The sequence below is a fragment of the Neobacillus novalis NBRC 102450 genome, assembly GCF_001591805.1.
In the GTDB taxonomy this organism is placed as follows: Bacteria; Bacillota; Bacilli; order Bacillales; family Cytobacillaceae; genus Neobacillus; species Neobacillus novalis.
In genome coordinates this window covers 1-25,507 of sequence record NZ_BCVP01000025.1, presented here as the reverse complement: position 1 = coordinate 25,507, position 25,507 = coordinate 1, and the positions used below count along the sequence as shown (strand labels likewise).

Below are 25,507 nucleotides of genomic sequence, written 5' to 3'. Positions count from 1 at the left end.
TTGAAAGGCGGTGAGAAGTTTCTCTTCAGGGGTCTTCAAGACCATGTTACAAAATAGGTAAAGGTAAAAGGGGAGGTTTATTTAAATGGCAAAGAAAAAAACAACAAAAATGGGCATGTTGGTTTTAATTTTACTCCTTATACTATCTGCCTGCTCATCGAATTCAACGGGCACAGATAGTAAAGGGACTACAAAGGGAAATGATGGTGAAGCTGTAAAAGGCGGAAAGATTAATATTGATATGAGTGCAGATTTCTCACATCTGGATCCTGCTATGTGTTACGATTTTGGATGCTATGAGGTAGTTACACAATTTTACAATATGCTCGTAACATATGAGCCTGATTCAACAAAATTAGTTGGTAGTGCAGCAGAAGAGTTTAACATCTCAGATGATGGATTAACCTATACCTTTAAACTTAAGAAGGGTGTTAAATTCCATAATGGAACTGAAATGACGGCTCAAAGCTTCATTGATGAATTTAAACGCATCTTGGACCCCGAGGTTGGTTCGCCAGGGAAAGGATTTATTGATCCTTTAGTAATTGGATCCACAGATTTTTCAGAAGGTAAAGCTAAAGAAATCTCCGGAATCACAGCACCAGACCCTTATACACTTGTCATTAAAATTACAGAACCGCAAGGAACCTTTTTAAACGTATTAGCAATGCCTTTCTTCCCAGCGATTGATAAACAGTATGTGGACTCTATTGGTAATAAAGAATTTGATCATAAGCCAATGGGTACCGGGCCTTGGAAGCTGAAATCGTATAACACTGGTAAGGACATGGTTTTAGAAAAGAATGCCGATTATTTTGTGGCAGGCTTCCCAAAACTTGATGAAATAACTATCACATTTGAAAAGAATGCCCAGTCATCCGCACTTAAATTTAAGCAAGGGGATACAGCGTTTATTGGTTGGAACCAATTGATTGGATCATCAGACTTTATCCAGTTCCAACAGGATTCAAAATACAAGGATCTATTGCAAAGTCAAACACTAGTGTCAACCTACTATTTAGCACTTAACAATCAGGTAAAACCATTTGATAATAAGCTTGTTCGTCAGGCGGTTAACATGGCGATTGATAAGGAGAAATTAGTTAAGTTAAACAACGGACGTGCCACTGCTACAAATCAAATCCTGCCACCTGATATGCCTGGCTATCAAAAGGACCTTCCAGCAGAGGTTGATTACAAGTTTAACAAAGAAAAGGCAAAGGAACTTCTTAAAGAGGCCGGCTTCGCGGATGGGTTTAAAACAACGATGCTAACAACTAGCAGTGACCAAGCAACGAAGGAAGCACAATCCATTCAGTCTGATCTTAAGGAAATTGGAATTGATGTTGAGATTCGTCCGTTATCTGGCTCATCCTACAGTGATGGAGCCCGGTCATTAAAATATGGGATGGTAAGTACTGCTTGGTTCCAGGATTATCCGGATCCATCTAACTTTCTTGATGTCTTATTAAATGGCAGTGAGGTTCCAGCTAATAACTGGGCTGCATATAACAATCCGGTCGTCAACGATATGTTGAAGAAAGCTTCCACACTATCACCTGGACAAGAACGATGGGCTGCCTTTTCAGAAATTCAATTAGAGGTTTTAAAAGATGCTCCATGGGTTCCATTGTATACCCCTGTTCGCTATGCAATTGTTCAACCATGGTTGAAAGGTTTCTATCAACACCCAGTTTGGATGGACCCACTTCAAAATATTTCAGTAACAAAGCATTAATTGTTTAAGGGTAGAGAGTTTCTCTCTACCTTTCTATACATATAAAAAGAAGGGATGAATGTTGAAATGACAAAATTAAAAGATCTGTTAGTAGAACTTGATCAATTAATCGGTGTTTCTGGTGATGAAGTACTTGTTGCCAATTATATTAAGGAACAGTTATCTGGCAATGTGGATGAGCATTCTGAAGATGCACTTGGAAATCAGTTCTTTATTAAAAAAGGGAGCAACTCAGATTTAAAAGTAATGCTTGCAGCACATATGGATGAAATTGGTTTTGTTGTTACCCACATTGATGAAAAAGGATTTGTATATATTGGCCCTGTAGGATATCATGATTGCCGAATGGTGATCAGCCAGATTCTTGAAATCCATACAGACAAAGGTACCGTAAAGGGAGTAACTGGCAGTAAGCCTGCTCATATCGTCTCAGCAGAGGAAGAAAAGAAAGCGATTCCAATTGCGGATATGCATGTGGATATCGGAACGAGTAACAAAGAGGAAACCGAATCCTTAGGAGTAAGAGTGGGTGACTTTGTAACCTTTGATCGAAAAGGTCAATATCTGAATGGTGGTAAGGTATTTACAGGAAAGGCTGTTGATGACCGTGCTGGCTGTGCGGTGCTTGTGGAAGTAATGAAACGCTTAGCAGATAAGGATATTATCCCAACCGTTTATGGAGTTGCAACCGTACAGGAAGAGGTTGGCATTCGAGGTGCCGGACCAGCGGGCTTCACTGTACAACCTGATGTAGCACTCGCTATTGATGTAACGCTTTCAGGGGGTACTCCTGGAATCGAAGATAAAGCCATTCCAGTAAAAATGGGTAAGGGAACGTCCATTACTTTCTATGATGGTGGTTTAGCAGTTCCAAAAAAGTTAGCTAAACATTTAGAGAAGGTCGCTGAAGAACATAATATTCCATATCAAAGAGATGTTCTCCTTAAAGGTGCGACGGACGGAAAAGCAATTAGCCTAAGTGGACATGGTGTTCTAACAGGAACCGTTTCCGTACCATCCCGTTATATCCATTCAGGAGTTGGGTGTGTACATTTAGATGATGTAGAGCATTCGGTAAATTTAATTGTTAAATTTATTGAAGGTTTAAGCAACAAGTTATAAGAATAATAATGGATTGCCTTTTATTCTACTAGAGGCGATCTATTAATCTTCCAAATTGTCCAAATCTCATCGGAAAGGAGATGCATGAACGTGAACATACCCTTAAACCATACCACGTTATCAGATCGTGTGGCGAAGGAAGTTCGGAAAATGATTCTAAATGGTACTCTCCAACCGGGGGAACGAATTAACGAAGTTAGGATTGCAGAACAAATGAATATTTCAAGAGGTCCTTTAAGGGAAGGATTGCGTATGCTGCAAAATGAAGGACTTGTTAAACATGAAACAAATAAAGGAACGTTCGTTTCAACGTTATCCACAAAAGACGCTTGGGAGATTTATACGCTAAGGGCTTTACTGGAAGGTGAAGCAGCTCAGCTATCAATTGATCATATTTCGGAAAAGGAACTCCATCAACTGGAAAGATTAATAGAAAACTTTCATCAAGCAATTATCCAGAAAGATATAGAGTCTATGGAAAATACCGATCGGGATTTTCATCAAATTATTGTTGCCGCCTCAAAACATAAGCGCTTACAACACATGCACCAGCAACTAGACATCCAATTAGGGGCTATGTTTTTTACAATGGCGAATAGTGTGCCGATTAGGGTCAATTCTGTTGTTAAAAATCATCAATTACTTGTGGATGTACTTAGATCCAAAGATAAAGAAAGAGTTAAACATGAATTCTCGAACCATTATACCCAGGCATTAAGTGACTTACTCCAAAGTAAATCAACCAACAAAAAACTGAAAAGGTAAGTATGATGGATTGATTTTATATTAGGGTGCTATTTTGAGTGATTATTACCTAACGAAAGAGGTTTTCCTTTTTTGGGACAAGGAGCCTGTCCCTAGTCCTAATCATCTGACTGTTGACAATTGTACGAAAAGAATGATAATCTTCAAGGACACTAAACATTTTTTTACAAAGGAGGAATGGACAATGCGAGATCTTCATGTACACTACTTAACTGCTAATTTCATATATTGTCCATACCTGTAATCTGTAAATTGGTGAATTCCTAACATGATGAAAGGTATCGGCACGGCTTCGATACCTTTTCCAGAGATGCATGCTCTTTTTAGGGTATGCTTCTCTTTTTTGTGTTGCGGAATATTTTGTGAATTGTTAAGAAGGAGTAGATGAAGATGTGGAACAAACAAAGAAGATTGATTTTCAATAAGGAGCTGCTAGATTCTGGGTAGCTATGGTTCACAGATGTTCAGGAAAGTAGGGATGCTGCATGTTTGATGTACTAGGTAAATTAGGCTGGTTTTTTAAACAGTATTGGAAGCAATATACAATTGCTATTTCCTTATTAATGGTTGCCAGTGTGCTGGAAGTGGTTCCACCATATTTACTTGGCTCCATTATCGATGTATTAACTGCTGGTGAAATGTCAAAAGAAATATTAGTTAAATATGTACTAATATTTGTTGCGATAATAACATTTGGCTACTTTTTAAATTTTGTTTGGCAATATCGTTTATTTGAAGGGGCTATTAATCTTGAGAGGATCATGCGCCGGAAATTAATGCGGCAATTTTTAAAAATGACGCCAACATTTTATGAAAAGAATCGTACGGGTGATTTAATGGCACGTGCAACCAATGATTTAAATTCCGTTTCGATTACAGCGGGATTTGGGATTATGACGCTGATTGATTCCACGTTATATATGGGTGCCATTATCTGTGCGATGGGGTTTATGATTTCTTGGAAATTAACGTTTTTTGCGATGCTGCCAGTGCCGATTATGGCTGTGTTAATTCAGTATCTTGGCAAACTGGTGCATGAGCGATATATGAAGGCGCAGGATGCGTTTGGAGAACTGAATGATAGTGTTTTAGAATCTGTCGCCGGTGTGAGGGTGATTCGTGCCTACGTGCAGGAGAAAAAGGATGAAAAGAATTTTGCTGATATGAGTGAAGAAGTATACGCAAAAAATATGTATACGGCAAAAATAAATGCCTTGTTCGGACCGATAACAAAAGTCGGAACCGGTATCAGCTATGTGGTCGCACTTGGCTACGGTGCCTACCTTGTATCAAATGGTGAAATGTCAGTCGGTCAGCTTGTCACCTTTAATGTCTATTTAGGGATTGCGGTGTGGCCTATTTTCGCTATTGGCGAGTTAATAAATGTCATGCAGCAAGGGAATGCCTCGCTTGATCGGGTACAAGAAACCCTTAACAGTGTAGCAGACGTTCAAAACACGAAAAATCCGGTTGCACTCACGACACCGAGTGCCATTGGATTTGATGACTTGATGTTTCAATATCCAACGAGTCAGGTGAAAAATTTACAGCAAATTTCCTTGTCGCTAAAAAGGGGAGAGACGCTTGGGATTGTTGGAAAAACGGGTGCAGGAAAAACAACTTTCCTAAGACAATTATTGCGTGAATATCCACTTGATGAGGGACAGTTAACAATTGCCGGAGTCGATATCGCCGCGCAAACAAAAGAACAGATTCTGGATTGGATCGGGTATGTACCACAGGATCATGTATTATTTTCACGTACGATAGCTGAAAATATTTTATTTGGTAAAGAAGATGCAACAGAAGCGGATTTACAGGAAGCCATTCACCTTGCCTACTTTAAAAAGGATTTAGAAAACTTACCGATGGGGCTCGAAACACTTGTCGGGGAAAAAGGAGTTTCTTTATCAGGCGGACAAAAGCAGCGGGTATCGATTGCACGGGCGCTTATTAAAAATCCGGAAATATTAATCCTTGATGACTCATTATCAGCAGTCGATGCAAAAACGGAGTCTAGAATACTCCGAAACATTCAGAATGAGCGAAGTGGTAAGACAACGATTATTACTACCCATCGTTTATCTGGTGTACAGCATGCCGATCAAATTATCGTGCTCGATGAGGGGCAAATTACCGAGCAAGGAACACATGAAGAACTTATTGGACAAAACGGCTGGTATAAAGAACAATTTGACCGTCAACAGCTGGAAGGGGGCGGGTCATGAGTACGGGTAAACGATTAACGAAATATGCGATGTATTTTAAGCGGACGATTTTTCTTGGGCTATTATTCTTAACGGCTGCTGTATTTACGGAACTTGCAGGTCCATTTATTGCAAAAAATATTATCGATGAACATATGACCATTGGAAAAATTAATATTGAGCCGATTACCTGGCTCCTTTGTTTATATTTTATCTTAGCGGTGGCAACCGCCATTTTACGTTACTTTATGTATATTTATTTGCAAATGGGAGCAAATCGTGTGGTCCAAAGATTAAGGCAAGACGTATTTGGACATATTCAAAGATTGCCGATTCAGTATTTTGATCAATTGCCGGCAGGAAAAATTGTCGCACGGGTCACAAATGATACCGAAGCATTAAGAAATTTATATGTGCAAGTACTTTCTAACTTTGCCACAAGTTTCATCTCGATAGCGGGTGTCTATATCGCCCTGTTTATTTTAAATTGGAAAATGGCGCTGATTGCCTTAATCATGATGCCAATCGTCTATCTTTGGATGATTTTATATCGAAAGTATGCGGCGCAATACAATGATGTGATTCGCACAAAAATTGCCGATATTAACGCGATGATTAATGAATCAATTCAAGGCATGACGATTATTCAAGCCTTTCGTCGTGAGAAGCAAATGACGAAGGAATTTGATGAGATGAATGAAGAACATTATGCCTATCAGCGCAAGCTATTGTTTTTAGATTCGGCAACGTCATTTAATTTAGTGAATTCGTTACGTCTCATCCTGTTTACCATTTTCATTGTTTATTTTGGGACACAATCGTTAACGACAACACAAATGGTCTCTTCGGGTACACTCTATGCGTTTGTTGATTACTTAACGAGATTATTCAATCCAATTACGAATGTGGTCAATCAGTTTTCACAGCTGGAACGCTCACTCGTTGCCGGGAAACGAGTGTTTGAAGTGTTAGATACCACTGGTGAAAATGTATCACAAGAAATGATGCCTAGATACGATGGGCATGTCCTATTTGAAGATGTGTCATTTGCTTACAAAAACAATGATTATGTGTTGAAGAATTTATCCTTTGAAGCGAATCGCGGCGAGACTGTGGCGCTTGTTGGTCATACGGGTTCTGGGAAGAGTTCGATTATGAACTTGCTCTTCCGTTTCTACGATCCATCTAAGGGGAAGATTTATATTGATGGGATTGACGTTACTTCTGTGCCAAGGCAGACAATGCGCAAACATATGGGCATTGTGTTACAAGATCCTTATTTATTTACCGGAACGATTGCCTCGAATGTGAGTTTGAATGACCCAAGCATCTCACGAGAAAAGGTAGAAGCAGCCTTGAAAGCGGTTGGGGCAGAAAGTGTCTTCAGGAATCTGGAAAAAGGGATTGATGAACCCGTCATTGAAAAAGGCAGCACACTTTCTTCAGGCCAGCGACAACTTATTTCATTCGCAAGAGCGCTCGCTTTTGACCCTGCAATATTAATTTTGGACGAAGCAACCTCCAATATTGATACAGAGACGGAAGAAATGATTCAGCATGCGATGGATGTTCTTAAGAAGGGACGGACAACTTTTATTATTGCTCACCGTCTTTCGACCATCAAAAATGCTGATCGTATTCTTGTATTAGAACGAGGCGTGATTAAAGAACAAGGCACTCACGATGAATTACTGGCCCAAGGCGGCATCTATGAGCAAATGTATCAAATGCAGGCAAAATCACTTCAAGTATAAAGAGAGCACTAGTTTCCTTTGCGCAGTGTAAGGAATGAAGTGCCAAAAGGAAGAACCACCGATGCCCTTGGTGGTTCTTTTTGATGTGGTTTAGGATATTCGCCACCATACAAAATTCAATGAAATTTGGGACAGGGTGGGGTTTACTGTCCCCATGTCCCTATATGCCTAATTTCTTCATCCGGTACTGCAGGCTTTGGCGGCTTAGGCCGAGTGATCTAGCTGCTCTTGAAATATTGAAATCATGTTTCGATAAAACGTGTTCGATATAGGTTTTTTCAAATAACTCCATTTGGTTCTTTAGTGGCACCGTAATATCTGAATTGCCTTTCATGAAGGTGTCTACCGTGGAGAGAGGCATCAATCTCTCCTTCAATTGCATTTTGCTTCGATATTGATAAGGTAAGTGGGAATACATAATATATTCCTCATCCATCATGATGTTCATGGCTGCTTCAATAATATGCTCAAGTTCACGGACATTCCCATGCCAATCATACTCAAGGAAAGACGATTTGACCTCCTCCGACAACCCTTTTACATTCATTTGAAAACGCTCATTGTATTTTTCAATAAAATTTTCAACCAATAATGGTATGTCTTCTTTGCGGTCCTTTAGTGGTGGAACAAAGATCGTTACGACTCCAAGCCGGTAATATAAATCTTTGCGCAGCCGCTGATGGGCAATGGCATCAATAGGATCCTCATTCATATTGGCAATGACCCTTACATCAACTGGCGTATCTTTCGTATCACCAATGCGTCTGATTGTTTTTTCCTGAAGGACGCGGAGCAATTTTGCCTGAAGATTTAGATTCAATGAGTTAATTTCATCAAGCAGCAAGGTGCCGCCGTTTGCCTGTTCAAATAATCCCGGGGTATCAACGGCGCCCGTGAAGGCACCGCGCTTCGTGCCAAATAGAAGACTCTCAATTAAATTATCAGGCAATGCCGCACAATTTTGCGAGATAAATGGAGCGGATAAACGCGCGCTCCCGTTGTGGATGCTTTGGGCAAACAGCTCCTTCCCAGTCCCTGTATCGCCGACGATCAACACGTAGGAAGAGGTTCGCGTTGCCCGTTTAGCCGCTTCAATCACTTCTTTAATAGCAGGGCTCACCCCAATTATTTTATCAAAGGTATATTTCGTGGCCCCCTTGTTCATATTGCCTTTTATGAGCCGTTCAAGTTTTGTGACGTCATTGGCAATTTCAACAGCACCCTCGAGTTTTTCATCTGTATAGATAGGGATGGTATTGTTGATTGTTGTAATTTCGTGCCCCTTATTATTAAAATAGGTTTGCTTAACGTTCGTCGTTATTTTCCCTTCCTGCAATGCCTTTACAAGGGTACTAGATTGGTCGTCTTTAAACATAAACACATCTAGAAGATTTTTATCAATAACATCATGGATGTCCATCGACTCCATTTGCATCATTTTTTTATTATAAATAATCGTTTTGCCCGTTTCGTCCACCGCATGAATTCCAACGTCTACTTCGTCCAAAATCCGTTCATACATCCGTGTCAAATAGTACAAATCAGTTTGTGATTTTATCATAACGGCTCATTCCCTTATTTTTCACTTATGCCCCTATTTAATCAAAAAAAACGTAATAATGCAAAATATATTGGCACTACTTTTTAAAAGGGAAGGTTTCCTGCAAAATTTTGTGGCACTAAATTTCGGAAAACCTTAATAAAACGGCAAAAAAATTATTGGCATGAAACTTGCAATAAATAATGGTAATCCTGCTAATCGAACAAAAATAAGGTGAACAACGGGGAAGCTCCACAAATAAAGGAGGAAATTTTAATGACAGAATTAATCACGAAAACAACAGAAATTATAGAACAAACAACAAAATTTGGTGCCAATAATTATCATCCGCTGCCAATCGTAATCGCCAAAGCAGAAGGCGTATGGGTGGAAAGTCCAGAGGGAGATCGCTACATGGATATGCTAAGTGCCTATTCCGCTGTCAACCAAGGGCACCGTCATCCAAAAATCATTCAAGCATTAAAGGACCAAGCAGACAAAGTCACCCTAACATCACGTGCATTTCATAATGACCAGCTCGGGCCTTGGTACGAAAAGATCTGTCGGGTAACAAATAAAAACATGGCGTTGCCGATGAATACAGGAGCAGAAGCAGTGGAAACCGCTCTAAAAGCTGCCCGCCGCTGGGGTTATGATGTCAAAGGAATTACTGAAAATCAGGCAGAAATCATCGCATGCACAGGGAACTTCCATGGTCGGACAATGGGAGCGGTATCGTTATCCTCTGATCCGGAATACAAACGCGGTTTTGGCCCGATGCTGCCGGGCATTAAATTAATTCCTTATGGTGATTTGGAAGCATTAAAGGCGGCAATTACACCGAATACGGCGGCATTCTTAATAGAACCAATTCAGGGCGAAGCGGGGATTATTTTACCTCCTGAAGGATTCTTAAAGAAGGCGTCCGAACTTTGTAAAGAACAAAATGTTCTGTTTGTTGCCGATGAAATTCAGGTTGGTTTAGCCCGGACTGGAAAAATGTTTGCCTGTGACTGGGAAGAAGTAGAACCTGATATGTTAATCTTAGGAAAGGCCCTTGGCGGCGGAGTATTCCCAATTTCCTGTGTTGTTGCAAATTCTGATGTTCTTGGCGTCTTTAATCCAGGCTCACATGGCTCCACGTTTGGAGGAAACCCGCTTGCCTGTGCCGTTTCTCTTGCTTCTTTAGATGTGATCGAGGAAGAAAAGTTAGCGGAACGGTCGCTTGAATTAGGAAAGTACTTCCTTGAACAGTTAAAAACCATTAATAATCCAATGATTAAAGATATCCGAGGCAGGGGTTTGTTTATCGGGGTTGAACTAACCGAAGCCGCAAGACCTTATTGTGAACAATTTAAAGAAGCAGGCTTATTATGCAAAGAAACACATGATACGGTCATTCGCTTTGCACCACCGTTAATTATTACAAAAGAAGAAATTGATTGGGCGTTTGAGAAAATCCAAAACGTCTTATCAAAATAAACACGAAGTATAGCAGAGGGACGGTTATTATGCTTCCAAAATGGAAGTGTAAGTGCCGTTCCCTTTGTTTTTATTATTGCGAATTTAACACCAAACTAGTAGGCTGTTAGTATATAAATTCTCGAAAGGCAGGGGAAAATCGTGATAGCAAAAATTGAAAAAAAGGATAGTGGTTGCATCGCTCGTTTCGAACGCCACTTAGAGCATTCCGTGGAAGCGGTTTTGTCATGGTTGACTGAAAACGAAAAGTTAGCAAAATGGTTTAACGAACTTCGAGTCGGCGAGCTTCGTGAAGGCGGGTTCATGAAGTTTAATATGCCGGATGGAACAGTTGAAGAATTAGAAATTACTGAGCTCAAAAGGCATGCAGTATTTGAATTCTCCTGGTGGGCAGACAGTGTCCGTTTTGAGTTGGCCCCAGAATCAAACGGCTGTAAATTAGTCCTAATTGAACGGATCGAGAAAATAACAGATCATACTCCAAAGGACCTTGCAGGCTGGCACGTATGTCTCGATGTGATTGTGGCCCTAATGGACGGCAGAACCATCGCCAGGATGGAAGAATGGAAAAAATGGTTTGAAGAATATAAACAGGTTATTGGAGAAGTGATTCAAAGATAATCAAACGATTGATTGAATTGCTAGAAGCGTTGGTATGTCTGGCGTTTCAGAGTTAATCAAACGTTTGTTTAACTTTCTTGAGCCAATGAAGCATCGATTTGAAAAAACTAATTAAACGATTGATTGAAAAGCTGGAAGTGTTGGTGTATCTGCCTTGCTAGAGTTAATCAAATGATTGATTAACTTTCTAGTGCCAATGAAGATGTACCTAATCATGTACTCAGTTTTACTCGATTTGATTAAAAGAACAGAATGTATAAAATTTGGACTTTAAGACTTGTCATCTCTAGCACCTTGTATTTTCTTAGCGACCTTCTATTTCAAAAAAATTAATTGTGCCCGAGATCCGAAAAAAGGGGTGCTAATGGTCATAAAAAAAATTAATTGTGCCCGAGAAAGCGAAAAAAGGGGTTCTAACGGTCACAAAAAATTAATTATGCAGGTGTAATCGAAAAAAGGATCCCCGTCAATGCGCCCGAAAGACAAAAAACCGAATAAGGGCACTCTAAGAGGTCCAGAGTGCCCGTGAACATGGGGAAAAGCCAAGAACGGGCACTCTAAGAGGTCCACAGTGCCCATGAACATGGGAAAAAGTCAGGAACGGGCACTCTAAGAGGTCCACAGTGCCCATGACCACAGAAAAAAGCCAAGAATGGGCACTCTGAGAGGTCCACAGTGCCCATGACCATGGGAAAAAGCCAAGAATGGGCACTCTGAAAGGTTCACAGTGCCCATGACCATGGGAAAAAGCCAAGAATGGGCACTCTGAAAGGCCCACAGTGCCCGTGACCATGGGAAAAAGCCAATAACAGGCACTCTGAGACTTCAACTATGCCGTTTAACAAAGAAAAGACGACAAACGCGCCGTCTTTTTGATACGATAATCTAAGATCTCAATGAGACCTTTACTATCTCATCGCCAAATTTCACTTCAATAGCCTGTTCGCATTCATTTACCCTATCAAAGCTTATCTGGTGGACAAGGACATTCTCCGTTATCAGTCCCTCAAAGTGTTGAATGATGTTTTTACCATTCTCCGTTGCTGAAATATCGAGCGATATATACATTTCCACAGGTAAATCTAATTTTTTTCGTTTATCTTGAATGGCTCTGATTAGTTCTCTCACTTGGCCTTCGTTCACTAATTGAGGTGTGAGTTTAACATCTAACAATACCTTTAACTGCTGATCGCCTGCCATCTCAAATCCAGATGAAACCAAATATTCGACAGTAATATGTTCGTTCAGTAATGTTACCGTTTGTCCGTTAACATCGATTTCAAGTTGACCATTTTCTAATAATGATTTTTTCTCATGATCTGGCATTTGTTCGACGTAACCCTTGACCGCGTTTACCAGTTTACCGAAAGCCGAACCCGCTGTTTTAAAATTTAATTTAAAAACAAGCGATTCATATTGAGATAAATCTTCTGTAAAAACAACCTCTTTAACATTTAACTCATCTTTAATGACATTTTCGTAGGCGTGTAAAAGACGGCTGCCTTCTTGCTGCCATACAATCAATTGCTGTAAAGGCTGCTTCACCTTCATGTTTGTCGCATTGCGAATACTGCGGCCGAACTCCACTATTTTTAGGATTGTTTGCATGTCAGCCTCTAAATTAGGATGAATCATGGAATCATTAGCTTTCGGATAGTCTTGTAAATGAACACTATCTTGATGCAGCTTCAAATGGATATCTTCTGCCACATATGGTACAAATGGAGCCAACAAACGACTGATGGTTGTAAGAGTTTCAAATAGTGTTGAATAAGCAGCTCGTTTATCTTCTGAAAATCCGGAAGCCCAAAAGCGATTTCTTGAGCGTCGAACATACCAATTGCTCAATTCATCGACCAATCCGGCAATCTCGCGTGTTGCTTGCGTAAATTGATAGCGATCCATATAACTCACAACGAGTTTAACTGTACTATTTAGGCGTGAGAGAATCCACTCATCTAGGATTGTTTTCGTACCTGTCTGCCTTGGGTCGTAGACAAAACCATCTATTTTTGCGTACATGGCATAAAACTTGTACGTATTATCCAGCGTATCCACCAATTTTGATTTTGCGTCCTGGACAATCTTACTCGAAAAACGTTTTGGATTCCAAGGCGAGCTATCGACTAAGAAGGCCCAGCGCAGGGCATCCGCACCGTAATCCCTAATGAGTTCAACAGGATCTAATGCATTACCTTTGCTCTTAGACATTTTTTGACCGTGTTCATCAAGTACGTGCCCAAGTGACAAGACGTTTTTGTACGATGCTTTTCCTGTGAATAGGGTGGAAACAGCAAGTAGACTGTAAAAGAATCCTCTTGTCTGGTCAATTCCTTCGATAACGACATCGGCGGGGAATTGTGATTGGAATTTTTCTTTATTTCCAAACGGATAGTGGTGCTGTGCAAATGGCATCGAGCCGCTATCAAACCATACATCAATGACTTCAGACGTACGCTCCATGACTCCATTACATTTTGGACAGGTACATGTGACCTCATCGATATAGGGCTTATGCAGTTCGATATTATTTGGTACTGGAGTGGTTGCTAGTTTTTGAAGTTCCTCAATACTGCCAGGTGACACTTCAAACTGGCAATCAGAACATACCCAAACATTTAACGGTGTACCCCAGTAACGATTTCTACTAATATTCCAATCAACGAGGTTTTCAAGAAAATTCCCAAAGCGTCCGTCTTTAATGTGGTCAGGATACCACGTAACGGTCGCATTGTTCGCAAGCATTTTCTCCTTTAATGCCGACATCCTGATAAACCAGCTATCTGTTGCGTAGTAAAGTAATGGAGAGTCACATCTCCAGCAATGCGGGTAGCTGTGCTCATACTTTTCTTTATGAAAAAGGGTGCCTTTTTCCGAAAGCATTTTAATAATATCCACGTCACAGTCCTTCACGAATCTTCCCGCAAGCTCGACAACATCAGCTGTGTAACGTCCTTGTTGATCGACGACATTAATAAACGATAACCCTTGTTGCTGAACGGTTTTATAATCATCTTCACCGTAAGCGGGAGCAATGTGGACAATTCCTGTTCCACTTGCTTCAGTAACGTAATCGGCTAAAACGACATGATGTCCTTTTTCGATAGCCACATAATCGAATGGTGGAGCATACCGTATTCCTGCGAAGTCGCTGCCGCTATGTTCACTTAACACCATGAACTGTTCACCAAGGACTTTTTCGACTAATGATTTGGCAACAATATATACTACATTGTCTTTTTGGGCACGGACATAGGTTAAGGTTGGATTCATCGCAAGGGCAACGTTTGCCGGCAATGTCCAAGGTGTTGTTGTCCAGCCTAAGAAATATTCATCTTCCGCATCAAGCCGTTTAAATTTTACAGTAGCCGATAAATCCTTCACATCTTTATAGCCTTGTGCCACCTCGTGGGAACTTAAAGAGGTTTGGCAGCTCGGGCAGTACGGTGATACACGATGGCCCTTATACAACAAACCATCTTGATGAACTTTGCTTAATATGTTCCATACGCTTTCGATATACTCATTGCTTAACGTCATATAAGGACTGTCCATATCTACCCAATAACCTAGCTCTTCTGTAAAGGAGCGCCATTTCTTCTCATATGTGAATACACTTTCTTTGCATTTATTGATAAAAGGCTCGACACCATAACGTTCGATCTCTTGTTTCCCTGAGATTCCAAGCTGTTTTTCAACACCCAGTTCGACTGGCAGACCATGTGTATCCCAGCCGGCCTTCCGTTCGACATGAAATCCTTGCATGGTTTTATAACGTGCGACCACATCTTTGATCGTTCTTCCAAAGGCATGACCTACATGGGGGAGACCATTGGCAGTTGGCGGTCCTTCATAGAAAACAAAAGGTGTTTTTTCCTTTCGTAATTGAACAGATTGCTTAAACGTATTTTTCTCAGCCCAAAAATGACGGATATTCTCCTCACGCTGTACAACAGTTTCCTTCCCTTCATTCACATTCATCGATATCGCCCCTATTCTAAAATGATTAAAAAAACATACAAAAAACCCCGTCCCATGTAAAGGGACGGGGTTAACCGCGATACCACCCTAATTCTATTGAACCGATCCAATAGCACTTAGCAACGTACAATCATACGTGTTCCTTGTAACGGTAGACGCCCGATTAGACTTACTACAAGTTTCAGCCTAACTTCTCAGAGAGGATTTTCACGTAACACTCGAACACCGACTTGCACCAAAATGTCGGCTCTCTGTGGATCAAGACGAAACGCTACTTTTTCTCATCAACGAATTTGTATGCTTTTATTGGGTTATATTGTAACAGATATAAAAATGGTTGTCAAAATATTTTTGGGAAAATAAGTAATGAAATGAACGGTCTTTGGTAGCTAAAATGAATTTGAAAGAGATAGGTTTGTTAGAAGGGGATGTTGAACTAGCATTAGAGGTGTATTTGAAGCATTGTTCAATCGAAGTAAATACCGAAGATATTGCATTAATCGGCTTAGTCCTTGCATCAATAATGATTATCGATTTTTGGAAATATTTAGTAATTTTTCACAAAGACAAATGGAATATTATGCTAGAATGGATATAATTCTTCTTTTTTGAAAAAGAGGTATCATTACAAAATGAGAGTTTATCGAAAAAGTAAAAAGGAGGTAAATATGAAAAAGGCAATCTTTATTTTTATATCTTTTTTAATAGGCATTGGCGTAGGGATATTAGCAAATAAAGAATATGGAAAATTTCACCCCACTTCAGGACCAAGCGGCGCAACTTCTTCTAATGAAAATGATAAGCTGAATGTAACCCTGTTTGTTTCAACTCCAATCCAAACATTCAAAGGAAAAGTTGTTCAGGTGAAAGCAACAGTTACAAATAAATCAAACCAAGATATTGATTTGAGTTCAAAAAAGTGTAAGCCAATATTGCAATTTTCCCAGTATTACGGAGAAAAGAAAGTGGAGGACCCTGATCATACTTGCATTCAAGATGAGTGGATACGGTTATCAAAAAACGATTCATTTTGGAAAACAGTGGTATTACCGTATGATGAGAAGGCTTTAAAGAAATACAAATTGGGAAAAATCACAGTTACGGTGGAGGGCTTAACCACTGAAGCGGGAATGTTTTAAAAAATCCTCAGCTAGTGATTAGTTTGTAAAATCTTTAAAGGAAGTGTTAGTATGTCAAATTCTTGGGTGAGGACTAAACTACATAATAATCTTTGCACTCTTCTTATTTGAATCTATTTCCATAGCTTTAGCCGGGGGTACAGTGTTGGTATATGGTTTTTACCGATAACGATTATTGGTACAGGAATTCCAATAGTATTTGGAATAACGAAGTTAAAAAGGATTAAATAGTATGGGATTAGCGTAAAAAGAATAGACAGAAATGTACTAAGCATTGGTAAAAGAGGAACTCTCCCATTGGTTGAACCACTCCAAATAACCAATCAAACGTTTAATTAAATTGCTGAAAACGTTGGTATTTCTAGTATTCCGTAACTAATCAAACGATTGATTAAATCTCTGGAGTTTTATGAAGGAATAGATGATGAAGGAAATAAGCATCATTGCTTAAAAGTATTTCCTCCTGTCCAATAATGAAGGATATTCTCCTCACGCTGGACGACAGATTCCTTCCTTTCATTTGCCTTCATCGATATCGCTCCTTTTCAAAAATGGTAAAAAAACATACAAATAACCCCGTCCCATGAAAGGGACGGGGTTAACCGCGATACGACCCTAATTCTATTGATCCGCTCAATTGCACTTAGCAACGTACAATCATACGTGTTCCTTTTAACGGTAGACGCCCGGTTAAACTTACTATAGGTTTCAGCCTAACTTCTCAGAGAGGATTTTCAGGTAACACTCAAACACTGACTTGCACCAAAATGTCATCTCTCTGTGGATCAAGGCGGGAAGCTACGTTTTCTCATCAACGAATTTGTATGCTTTTATTGGGATTTAATGTAACAAACATATAAATGATGTCAAAGTATTATTAAAGAATTAGTGTCATTGGACCCAGCTGCGTAAAATAAAATAGGACCACTACTTCTTTATAAATTTATCTTTCAATCAATATTAATATTTTTAATTTTCCATTATTCAAAGAATATCATTGTTTGCGGCACCATACCACAAGACCGTAAAATTACATATTGTGTGGACCTTTTGGAATCGTTCCAAACGTGTAAAAATGTAAGAGAGGGGTAACAGTAGTGTTTAACGATTTTAAGGTTATAGAAGGCCGTCCTGTCTATATTCAACTGAAAGAATATTTGAAAAGAATGATTACTAACGGACACTTACTTGAGAACCAAAAGCTTCCATCCACTCGGGAACTTAGCTCATTACTATCAGTAAGCCGAAATACCGTTTTAACAGCTTATGCCGATTTGGAACGAGAAGGTCTTATCTATGCGGTAAAAGGAAAAGGAAACTTTGTTAGTCAAGTGGAGACCTTCAACGCCCCGTCGATCCAATTGAATTGGAAAGATAAAATCAATGAGCAGACGTATTTGGCAGATGAATTGGACCTAATGAAGCATGAAGTACACTGGAATCATGATATGATCTCCTTTAATAGTATCGCCCCCGATGAAAAGCTTTTTGATGTAGAAAATTTTAAAAGAGCTTTCTTAAATCGGATGGCCATTGAAGGAAACATCGTTCTTAATTATGGTTATGCCAAAGGCTATAAACCACTGATCGACTACTTGCTTCATTATATGGAAATTAAAGGTATTCGCATTAGGGATAAAGATATTTTGATTACCAATGGATTCACAGAAGGCTTAGATCTCCTATTATCCTCCCTTCATAAAAAGAACGGACGTATTCTTTGTGAAAATCCAACCCATCATACGGCTCTAAAACTGTTTCGATTACATGGCTTTGAGATCGAGGGTATTGATATGGATGATGATGGTATCGATGTTTCAAAGCTTGAATCGTTTTTATCAAAAAAGGAATACGATTTTGCCTACTTAATCCCGTCTTATCATAATCCAACTGGAATCGTTACGTCCTCAGAGAAAAGAAAGGAGATTATGGAGCTTTTTTCTGCCTATCAACTACCTATCATTGAAGATGGATTTAACGAAGAATTAAGGTATTCAGGATCACATCTGGCGCCGTTGGCTGCCTTTGCAGGAGCCGGTAACAATGTCATTTATATTAGCAGCTTCTCTAAGATTCTTTTTCCAGGCTTACGAGTTGGGTGGATTTTAGCAGACAAGGATTTGATTTATTACTTGGAAAGTATGAAAAGAGCTCGTACTATTCATACGTCTACCTTAGATCAAGCAGTGTTATTCCAATATTTAAATGACGGCTGCTTTGAGAAATATCTAAAAAAAGCTAAATCAGTTTATAAGAAAAAATATGAATTATCTGTTAATTCTTGCCAACAAGCCATTCCTTATAAACGAATGACTGGGGACGGCGGACTCCATCTTTTTTTAGAATTAGAAAATAATATCAATTCACGAAGTCTTTTAGAAAAATGCTATAAAAAGGGTGTTGTTTTTTTGCCAGGTGATGTCTTTTACACGGACGATAGTGGAAAGGACACATTACGGTTAGGATTTTCAAGGCTGACGGAAAAAGAGATTACTCAGGGAATTAACATTATAGGTGACACATTAAGAATTGATTTTGGAGGCTAAGAAAATGAAAGTTGGCGTAATTATGGGAGGCGTTTCCTCCGAAAGACAGGTTTCGCTCATGACGGGCGAAGAGATGATTGCGAATCTAAATAAAAGTAAATATGAAATTGTCCCAATCCAAATAGATAACAAGGAAGAGTTGACAGATAAGGTCAAAAATCTCGATGTTGCATTACTTGCACTTCATGGGAAGTACGGTGAAGATGGCACCGTTCAAGGTACTCTTGAAACCCTTGGTATTCCTTATACAGGGAGCGGAGTACTGTCCAGCAGCTTATGTATGGATAAGAATATCTCCAAAAAAATCATCCGTTATGAAGGCGTGCAGACTCCGGATTGGATTCACCTTACGAATAGAGAAGAACTTAATTTGGATGAATTAGACAAGATGGGGTACCCAGTAGTGGTGAAACCTAATTCGGGCGGTTCGAGTGTAGGAGTAAAAATTGTTTATGATCCAGACACGATTAAGTCTTCAATTGCTGAAGTATTCGAAGAGGATGCTGAAGTGATCATTGAAAAGTATGTAAAAGGGGAAGAAATCACTTGTTCTATGCTAGATGGAGAGCTCTTGCCTATTGTTTCTATTCGTCATAAAGCGGAGTTTTTTGATTATACTTCCAAATATGATGATGCCGCGACAATTGAAGAGGTGGTCGAACTTTCGTCTGAAACATATGAAAAAGTTGCTTATGCTGCATTAACCTCCTATAAAGCATTGAAATGCAGCGTTTATGCCCGCATTGATATGATGATTCAAAACGGTAACCCTTATGTCATAGAGGTTAATTCATTACCTGGGATGACGAAGAATAGCCTGCTGCCAAAAAGTGCTGCATCAGCTGGTATCCCTTATAGTGAATTACTTGAATTGATTATAGAAAACTCCCTAAAAGTGAGAGCAATTGAAGGGATGAACAATAGATTATAAAGAATGCGAGACTAATGAAAAGGCGCATTTAGACTCCAGCATGGGGCTGGAGTCTATTGTTTAGGTTCAAGTATTTTGTCCTTCTTTTATTAATTGAAAAGATTCCTTCCTATTCCTCATAAATCATCTTCCTCGTCATTCCGCCGTCTACGACAAGGTTAATCCCGGTAACAAAATCATTTTCTTTGGCAGTTAAATAAAGACAGGCCCGCGCGATATCATCAGGTTTTCCAACACGCTTTGATAGATGCTGTTCATGATCCAGTTGGCTTAATTTTGTATAATCACCTGTTTCAATCCAACCTGGAGAAATGGCGTTAACTGTAATCCGATCTTTGCTAAACGAGGAGGCAAGGGCATGTGTAATGGCCACGATTCCGCCTTTTGTAGCAGCATAAGATTCTGAATTAGGCTCAGACATGATGGCTCTTGTGGAGGCAATATTAACAATCGAACCGCCTTCCTTGTTATGTCGCATATATTTTGCTGCTTCACGTGACCCCAGGAACACACTTCTTAAGTTTGTGTTAATGACGTCATCCCATTCATCAATTGATACTTCATAGGGAGACTTGAATAACCCTTTCCCTGCATTATTGATTAAAATATCTATTTGACCGTATGTTTGATTGGTTACTTCCATTAATCGCTCAATATCTGTTTCCAGTTTTACATCTGTTTGTATAAAAAGTGCTTCGCCACCCTGTTCTTTTATCATCCCTACTGTTTGAGTACCTGCTTTTTCATCTATATCTGCTAAAACGACATTAGCCCCTTTTTCTGCATAAAGAAAAGCAATTCCTCTTCCAATTCCATTTCCAGCACCTGTTATGATTACTGTTTTATTAGAAAAATCCATTGTATTTACACATCCTTTATAAAATACATTACATCTTCCTATTTATAAAAATAACACAAAAGAGGAACGGGAGGGGAAGGGATAAGAATATTTATGGAAAAAAATAGTTGCATTTTTATTTGTACCAGTGTACCATCAAGGTAATACACTAATAATAAAGGAGGAGGATATTTTGATCAAAGGACAATTGTATCTGGAATGGCTGAAACACCGCAGAAGAATCTTTACAACCTTTTTCATCTTTGTATTGTTTGGAATCGGGCTATCTGTGGTTAGCTTTGTGGCAGAGGTTAGGTCCGTTAGTGATTTTGTTAGGATATATATTTATTTTTGGCTCAATGTATTGCCAGTTCTAGTTGTCCTTCCACTGTTTATCATGCTAGAGAAGGACTTGAAAGATCGGCATAATTGGCTTTACACACAAGCTTCGCTTCGGCAGCTCTTACATGTAAAAGTACTGTTTCTTGTTCTTGTCTGTACGGTATTCATTGTTTTCCTGAGTATGGTTGGAGTGAGTTGTGAATTAATCGTTCAAAACGCGAGCCTTCAATCGATGCTACTGCCGTATGTCATGCTCAGCATCACCGCACTTTTTAAAGTAGTCGTTATGCAGCTTTTATTTTTACTCATTTGGAGTCTTTCTCAAGCGGTTACAGTTTATTCGCAATTCTTAGCGCTATTTGTTAACCCGGTCATGTATGTGCTCACGATGATCGTCGTCTATTCGGATTTTTTTGATTTACTTCAAGTGGGAGCAGTGCCTCTTCACATTAGTGGCATCATCATGCAAAGTAATTCGCTGTCATTATATTTGTTAGAGGACATTTACATGGGTGAAATGTTTGCAGGGGTGTTCATCATTGCCCTAAGTTTATTCCTGCCCGCCAGTCTTTTAAAAAAGAAGGTCGGTGATTAAATGGGCATCGATTTTGAAAAAGACCGGCCAATTTATCTGCAATTGGTAGAAAGAATTTGTGGCGAGCTTGTGAGCGGCGCCCGGAAGCCGGGGGATAAACTGCCATCCGTCCGTGAATTCGCGCTGGAAGTTGGCGTCAATACGAATACGGTGCAAAATGTCTACAAGCAGCTTGAACAAATGGAGTTAACGGAAACGAAGCGAGGTCAGGGCACTTTTATTACACCTGATTCTTCAAAAATAAGCTCCATGCGGGAAGAGTTAAAGGAGCAGCTGGTTGACCGTTTTTTGAACAATGTGGAAATGATGGGATTTACCCAGGATGAAGTACTGCAGACGATAAAAGAAAGGAGTGAAAGATGAGTGCTAGAGATGAAAAATCTCCAATTCCACTATCATAAGCAACCTGTGCTTCAAAACGTCAATGTTCAAATTGAACTAGGGAAAATCATTGCCCTTGTCGGCGAAAACGGCAGTGGAAAATCAACATTTCTAAAGCTGCTGGCAAACTTGTTACAGCCATCAAGCGGCCAAATCTTACTGAACGGTTCAGAAACGACAAGGGGATCACTAGCAACGATAGCGTTTATGTCTGATGATCAACGCTTTTATCCGTATCTTACCGGGGATCAGCTGTTTACCTTTTTTGAAACACAATTTCATGATTTTCAGAAGGCAAAAGCACGGGAAATGGCCAATTACTTGCGGATTGATTTAACAAAAAAAATTTCGAAGATGAGTAAGGGGAACATAAGCCGCTTAAAACTCGCAGCCACCTTTGGAAGAGATGCGAGCTACTATCTGCTTGATGAGCCGTTTTCAGGACTCGATCCACTCGTTCGCGAGGATGTAGTAAAAAGCTTGATTCAATTTGTTGATTTAGAAAAGGCGACAATACTGATGAGTACGCATGAAATTGACGATGTATCAAGAATCATAGACGAAATCATGGTTTTGAAGGACGGAAAGATCATCGCTCATGAAAATGTAGATGATGTTCGCAGTGTTCATGGAATGGAAGCAAAGGAATGGTTTAGATCATTTTATAAAAGTAAGGGGAGAACCGAGGATGAATAAATGGACAATTTCATTGGCTGTCTATGTAATTGTGTGCGTAATTGCGGTATTAAGCAAGTCAAGTGAAGGATATGATGTCTGGAGCTGGAAGCTGTTTATCGGGCAAGTATTTGCCATCCCAATTACGTTAATCGTATTTACAACGCTCCACTTTAGAAGCAGATAAACAGGGACTGTTCCTTGTCCCAGATATCCTCTCCAAACAAATAATCCGGGAATTTTCAATTAAAAAGTCATTCCTGTATAATAGAATCAAATCGTTTGGAAGGAGACCCTTAAAATGCGTTATTTGTTTATCTTAATCATTGCGATTCCTGCAGCTGAAATAGGGTTACTCCTCTTTGCCGGAAAAACAATTGGTGTATGGCCAACATTGCTTCTCATTATGTTGACCAGCGTAATTGGTGCGTATTTAGCAAAAAGAGAAGGTTTGCAAACGATTCGGAAAGCCCAGGAGCAGCTGCGATTCGGTCAAATGCCAGGTGAGGCGGTATTAGATGGAATTTGTATATTAGCAGGCGGAATACTTCTGCTATTACCGGGCTTCATTACAGACATTAGCGGCTTTTTAATGCTTTTCCCGCCAACAAGGCGCGTCTTTAAATTCCTAATGATTAATTCCCTACGGAAAAAGATTCAAAGAGGGAATATAAAAATAATCAGATAACTAACGTCGATTTTCTATATTCAGGAGTTTGTAGAAAAATTGAACCAGTTTTTTTTCTGATATTCAATTGCTTTTTTTGTAAAAAATAATATAATTATTCATATATTCTGGAAACTAAAGGCTTTGAGAAGGAAAAGTAAATAGGGCAGTATTTGATAGAGAGCTTCTGATGGTGGAAATGAAGCAAATGAACCCTTTTGAAAATGACCTTTGAGCTTCGCACCGAACGCTTATGAGCTAGTAGGCTGCGACGGGAATGGCACTCGTTATTACAGCGGCAGTATCTCTTTTAAAAGACGTACTGATGGAGGCAAATAGTGTGAGCTATTTGTAAATGTAGGTGGTAACACGGGTAAACTCGTCCTAATCGTAATGATTAGGGCGTTTTTTTTATCTTTTTTTAGGAGGAATTGTAAATGACAATTGTAATTGGAGGAGCATGGCCATATGCGAATGGATCGTTACATCTAGGCCATATTGCGGCATTATTGCCAGGAGATATTTTAGCAAGGTATTACAGGCAAAAAGGAGAAAAAGTCGTTTACGTTTCAGGAAGTGATTGTAATGGCACACCAATCTCGATTCGGGCTAATCAAGAACATACGACAACAGATGTAATTGCTAACCGATATCATGAAGAGTTTGATGAGTGTTTTAAGAAACTAGGTTTTACCTATGATCTTTACACAAGAACAGATGCAAAACATCACCATGAATCCGTTCAAAGGATATTTTTAAATCTGTTGGAAAATGGCTATTTATATACAAAAAAGATAGAACAAGCGTATTGTGAGCATGACAAGCAGTTTTTACCCGATCGTTTTGTCGAGGGGATTTGTCCTAATTGTGGGGCCAAGGCGAGAGGTGATCAATGTGATAATTGTTCAAAAATTCTCGATCCACTGGATTTACTTGAAAAGCGCTGTAAAATTTGCGGGAATGAGCCAGTTATTAAAGAAACGGAGCATTTTTATTTTGCCTTTAGTCAATTTCAACAAGAGTTAGAGGACTTCGTCGGCAAAGCAGACGCGGATCACCGCTGGCGGGAAAATGCTCTGGCGTTAACGAAAAGATACTTGCAAGAAGGCGTTCCAGATAGAGCTGTTACGCGAGACTTACCTAATGGTGTGGATGTTCCCGTCGCAGGATTTGAAGGGAAGAAAATATATGTCTGGATTGAAGCCGTTGCGGGATATTTAACGGCCAGTATAGAATGGGCTAAACAAAATGGAGAAAGTATTGAGCAAATATGGAACGAAGACACAATTTCTTATTACGTCCATGGGAAGGATAATATTCCATTCCATACGGTTATTTGGCCTGCTATCCTAATGGGGGTTAAGAGCAAAGCATTGCCGACACATATTATTTCGAATGAATATTTGACATTGGAGAAAAGAAAGTTATCAACGAGCCAAAATTGGGCGGTTTGGGTTCCGTACATTTTAAACAAATATGATCCCGATTCCATCCGCTACTTCTTAACGATCAATGCTCCGGAAAATCGCGATACCGATTTCTCATGGCGTGAATTCATCTATAGCCACAACGGCGAATTGCTTGGAGCCTTTGGGAATTTTGTTAATCGGACGTTAAAGTTTATTGAAAAATCGTTTGGGGGCAACATACCGCAAGTTGAAGTTGAAACGGAGATTAAGAAAAATACGATTGAACTTTTCAACACTACTGGTACGTTAATTGAAGAAGGTCATTTTAAACAAGCGCTAGAGGGGATTTTTCAATATATTCGTGGTGCGAACCGTTATTTTGATGAACAACAGCCATGGATTCAAGTAAAGGATAATCCTATTAAAGGCGATATTACGTTAGCAACCTGTACGTATATCATTGCGAATTTAGCTCAATTACTGCAGCCGTTTTTGCCTTTTTCTTCAGAAAAAATTCGAAAAATGTTAGGTGTCTCAACAGTTGAATGGCATGAACAATCACAACTGCCATGTAAAGTAGAATCTGTATTACCATTGTTCGGACGCTTAGATATTCAGTTAATTGAAGAAGAATATAATTATTTGGTTCAATCATCTACGCGATAAAAGCTAAACGATTCTTTTTGACCAATTCAACCAACTTTCAGTCCAGACGGTCGTTATAACCGGTTCATAAAGCCCGAGCCCTGCGGTTTTCAGTCCAGACGGTCGTTA

The 25,507-nt window shown here is 39.5% G+C and carries 19 protein-coding genes, 1 pseudogene and 3 other annotated features; of the genes and pseudogenes, 17 read left to right on the top strand and 3 right to left on the bottom strand.

The annotated features are described in order from the left end of the window. Positions 1-85: 85 nt before the first annotated feature. From BANVL01_RS18200 to BANVL01_RS18180, 5 genes are all read left to right on the top strand, one after another. Positions 86-1,738: an ABC transporter substrate-binding protein gene (locus BANVL01_RS18200; protein ID WP_066095038.1), complete on the top strand. Its 1,653-nt coding sequence runs from the start codon at positions 86-88 to the stop codon at positions 1,736-1,738. A 66-nt stretch (positions 1,739-1,804) separates the two neighbouring features. Beyond that, positions 1,805-2,860, top strand: a complete 1,056-nt coding sequence (locus BANVL01_RS18195; RefSeq protein WP_066097187.1) for a M42 family metallopeptidase — start codon at positions 1,805-1,807, stop codon at positions 2,858-2,860. A 90-nt stretch (positions 2,861-2,950) separates the two neighbouring features. Further along, positions 2,951-3,625: a GntR family transcriptional regulator gene (locus BANVL01_RS18190; protein ID WP_066095041.1), complete on the top strand. Its 675-nt coding sequence runs from the start codon at positions 2,951-2,953 to the stop codon at positions 3,623-3,625. A gap of 485 nt (positions 3,626-4,110) precedes the next feature. Then, on the top strand, positions 4,111-5,853 hold the full coding sequence (locus tag BANVL01_RS18185; RefSeq protein WP_066095044.1) for an ABC transporter ATP-binding protein: 1,743 nt from the start codon (positions 4,111-4,113) through the stop codon (positions 5,851-5,853). After that, positions 5,850-7,586, top strand: a complete 1,737-nt coding sequence (locus BANVL01_RS18180; RefSeq protein ID WP_066095047.1) for an ABC transporter ATP-binding protein — start codon at positions 5,850-5,852, stop codon at positions 7,584-7,586. The genes BANVL01_RS18185 and BANVL01_RS18180 overlap by 4 nt, the downstream gene beginning before the upstream one ends. A 160-nt stretch (positions 7,587-7,746) precedes the next feature. On the opposite strand, the gene BANVL01_RS18175 is transcribed toward BANVL01_RS18180, so the two are convergent. Next, on the bottom strand, positions 7,747-9,147 hold the full coding sequence (locus tag BANVL01_RS18175; protein ID WP_066095050.1) for a sigma-54 interaction domain-containing protein: 1,401 nt from the start codon (positions 9,145-9,147) through the stop codon (positions 7,747-7,749). 255 nt (positions 9,148-9,402) lie between these two features. On the opposite strand from BANVL01_RS18175, the gene BANVL01_RS18170 reads away from it, so the two are divergent. Further along, positions 9,403-10,608 carry an ornithine--oxo-acid transaminase gene (locus tag BANVL01_RS18170; protein WP_066095053.1) on the top strand — a complete coding sequence of 402 codons (1,206 nt, stop codon included), beginning with the start codon at positions 9,403-9,405 and terminating at the stop codon, positions 10,606-10,608. A gap of 141 nt (positions 10,609-10,749) precedes the next feature. After that, on the top strand, positions 10,750-11,229 hold the full coding sequence (locus tag BANVL01_RS18165) for an SRPBCC family protein (RefSeq protein ID WP_066095056.1): 480 nt from the start codon (positions 10,750-10,752) through the stop codon (positions 11,227-11,229). An 885-nt stretch (positions 11,230-12,114) separates the two neighbouring features. Here the strand turns inward: BANVL01_RS18165 and ileS are convergent. After that, a complete protein-coding gene (ileS, locus tag BANVL01_RS18160; RefSeq protein ID WP_066095059.1) occupies positions 12,115-15,210 on the bottom strand; it encodes an isoleucine--tRNA ligase in 3,096 nt (1,031 codons plus the stop codon). Between the two features lie 57 nt (positions 15,211-15,267). After that, positions 15,268-15,507 (bottom strand) — a binding site (T-box leader). A gap of 103 nt (positions 15,508-15,610) precedes the next feature. Here ileS and BANVL01_RS28315 point away from each other — a divergent pair. From BANVL01_RS28315 to BANVL01_RS18140, 4 genes and pseudogenes are all read left to right on the top strand, one after another. Continuing rightward, a pseudogene (locus tag BANVL01_RS28315) lies at positions 15,611-15,727 on the top strand (glutaminase); the annotation flags it as partial. 151 nt (positions 15,728-15,878) lie between these two features. After that, complete coding sequence (locus BANVL01_RS18150) at positions 15,879-16,349, top strand: hypothetical protein (protein ID WP_066095063.1); 471 nt, start codon at positions 15,879-15,881, stop codon at positions 16,347-16,349. Between the two features lie 585 nt (positions 16,350-16,934). Beyond that, positions 16,935-17,173, bottom strand: a binding site (T-box leader). A gap of 273 nt (positions 17,174-17,446) precedes the next feature. Further along, positions 17,447-18,895, top strand: a complete 1,449-nt coding sequence (gene pdxR, locus BANVL01_RS18145) for a MocR-like pyridoxine biosynthesis transcription factor PdxR (protein WP_066095066.1) — start codon at positions 17,447-17,449, stop codon at positions 18,893-18,895. A gap of 4 nt (positions 18,896-18,899) precedes the next feature. Next, positions 18,900-19,826: a D-alanine--D-alanine ligase gene (locus tag BANVL01_RS18140; RefSeq protein WP_066095068.1), complete on the top strand. Its 927-nt coding sequence runs from the start codon at positions 18,900-18,902 to the stop codon at positions 19,824-19,826. 109 nt (positions 19,827-19,935) lie between these two features. Here BANVL01_RS18140 and BANVL01_RS18135 read toward each other — a convergent pair whose 3' ends face one another. Then, positions 19,936-20,685, bottom strand: coding sequence for a glucose 1-dehydrogenase (locus BANVL01_RS18135; RefSeq protein WP_066095071.1), 750 nt, complete (start codon positions 20,683-20,685; stop codon positions 19,936-19,938). A gap of 172 nt (positions 20,686-20,857) precedes the next feature. Between BANVL01_RS18135 and BANVL01_RS18130 the strand changes: the two genes are divergently transcribed. From BANVL01_RS18130 to metG, 6 genes are all read left to right on the top strand, one after another. Further along, positions 20,858-21,601 carry a hypothetical protein gene (locus BANVL01_RS18130; protein WP_066095074.1) on the top strand — a complete coding sequence of 248 codons (744 nt, stop codon included), beginning with the start codon at positions 20,858-20,860 and terminating at the stop codon, positions 21,599-21,601. Beyond that, complete coding sequence (locus tag BANVL01_RS18125) at positions 21,602-21,964, top strand: GntR family transcriptional regulator (RefSeq protein ID WP_066095077.1); 363 nt, start codon at positions 21,602-21,604, stop codon at positions 21,962-21,964. 9 nt (positions 21,965-21,973) lie between these two features. After that, complete coding sequence (locus BANVL01_RS18120; RefSeq protein WP_066148029.1) at positions 21,974-22,678, top strand: ABC transporter ATP-binding protein; 705 nt, start codon at positions 21,974-21,976, stop codon at positions 22,676-22,678. Continuing rightward, entirely contained in the window at positions 22,671-22,844 is a 174-nt protein-coding gene (locus BANVL01_RS27415) for a DUF4017 family protein (RefSeq protein ID WP_156482357.1), read from the top strand. Before BANVL01_RS18120 ends, BANVL01_RS27415 begins: the two co-directional genes overlap by 8 nt. A 114-nt stretch (positions 22,845-22,958) precedes the next feature. Further along, positions 22,959-23,345, top strand: coding sequence for an FxsA family protein (locus BANVL01_RS18115; protein ID WP_066095082.1), 387 nt, complete (start codon positions 22,959-22,961; stop codon positions 23,343-23,345). Positions 23,346-23,459: 114 nt separating this feature from the next. After that, positions 23,460-23,714: a binding site (T-box leader), on the top strand. A gap of 47 nt (positions 23,715-23,761) precedes the next feature. Then, on the top strand, positions 23,762-25,399 hold the full coding sequence (gene metG / locus BANVL01_RS18110) for a methionine--tRNA ligase (RefSeq protein WP_066095086.1): 1,638 nt from the start codon (positions 23,762-23,764) through the stop codon (positions 25,397-25,399). The last annotated feature ends 108 nt before the right edge of the window (positions 25,400-25,507 follow it).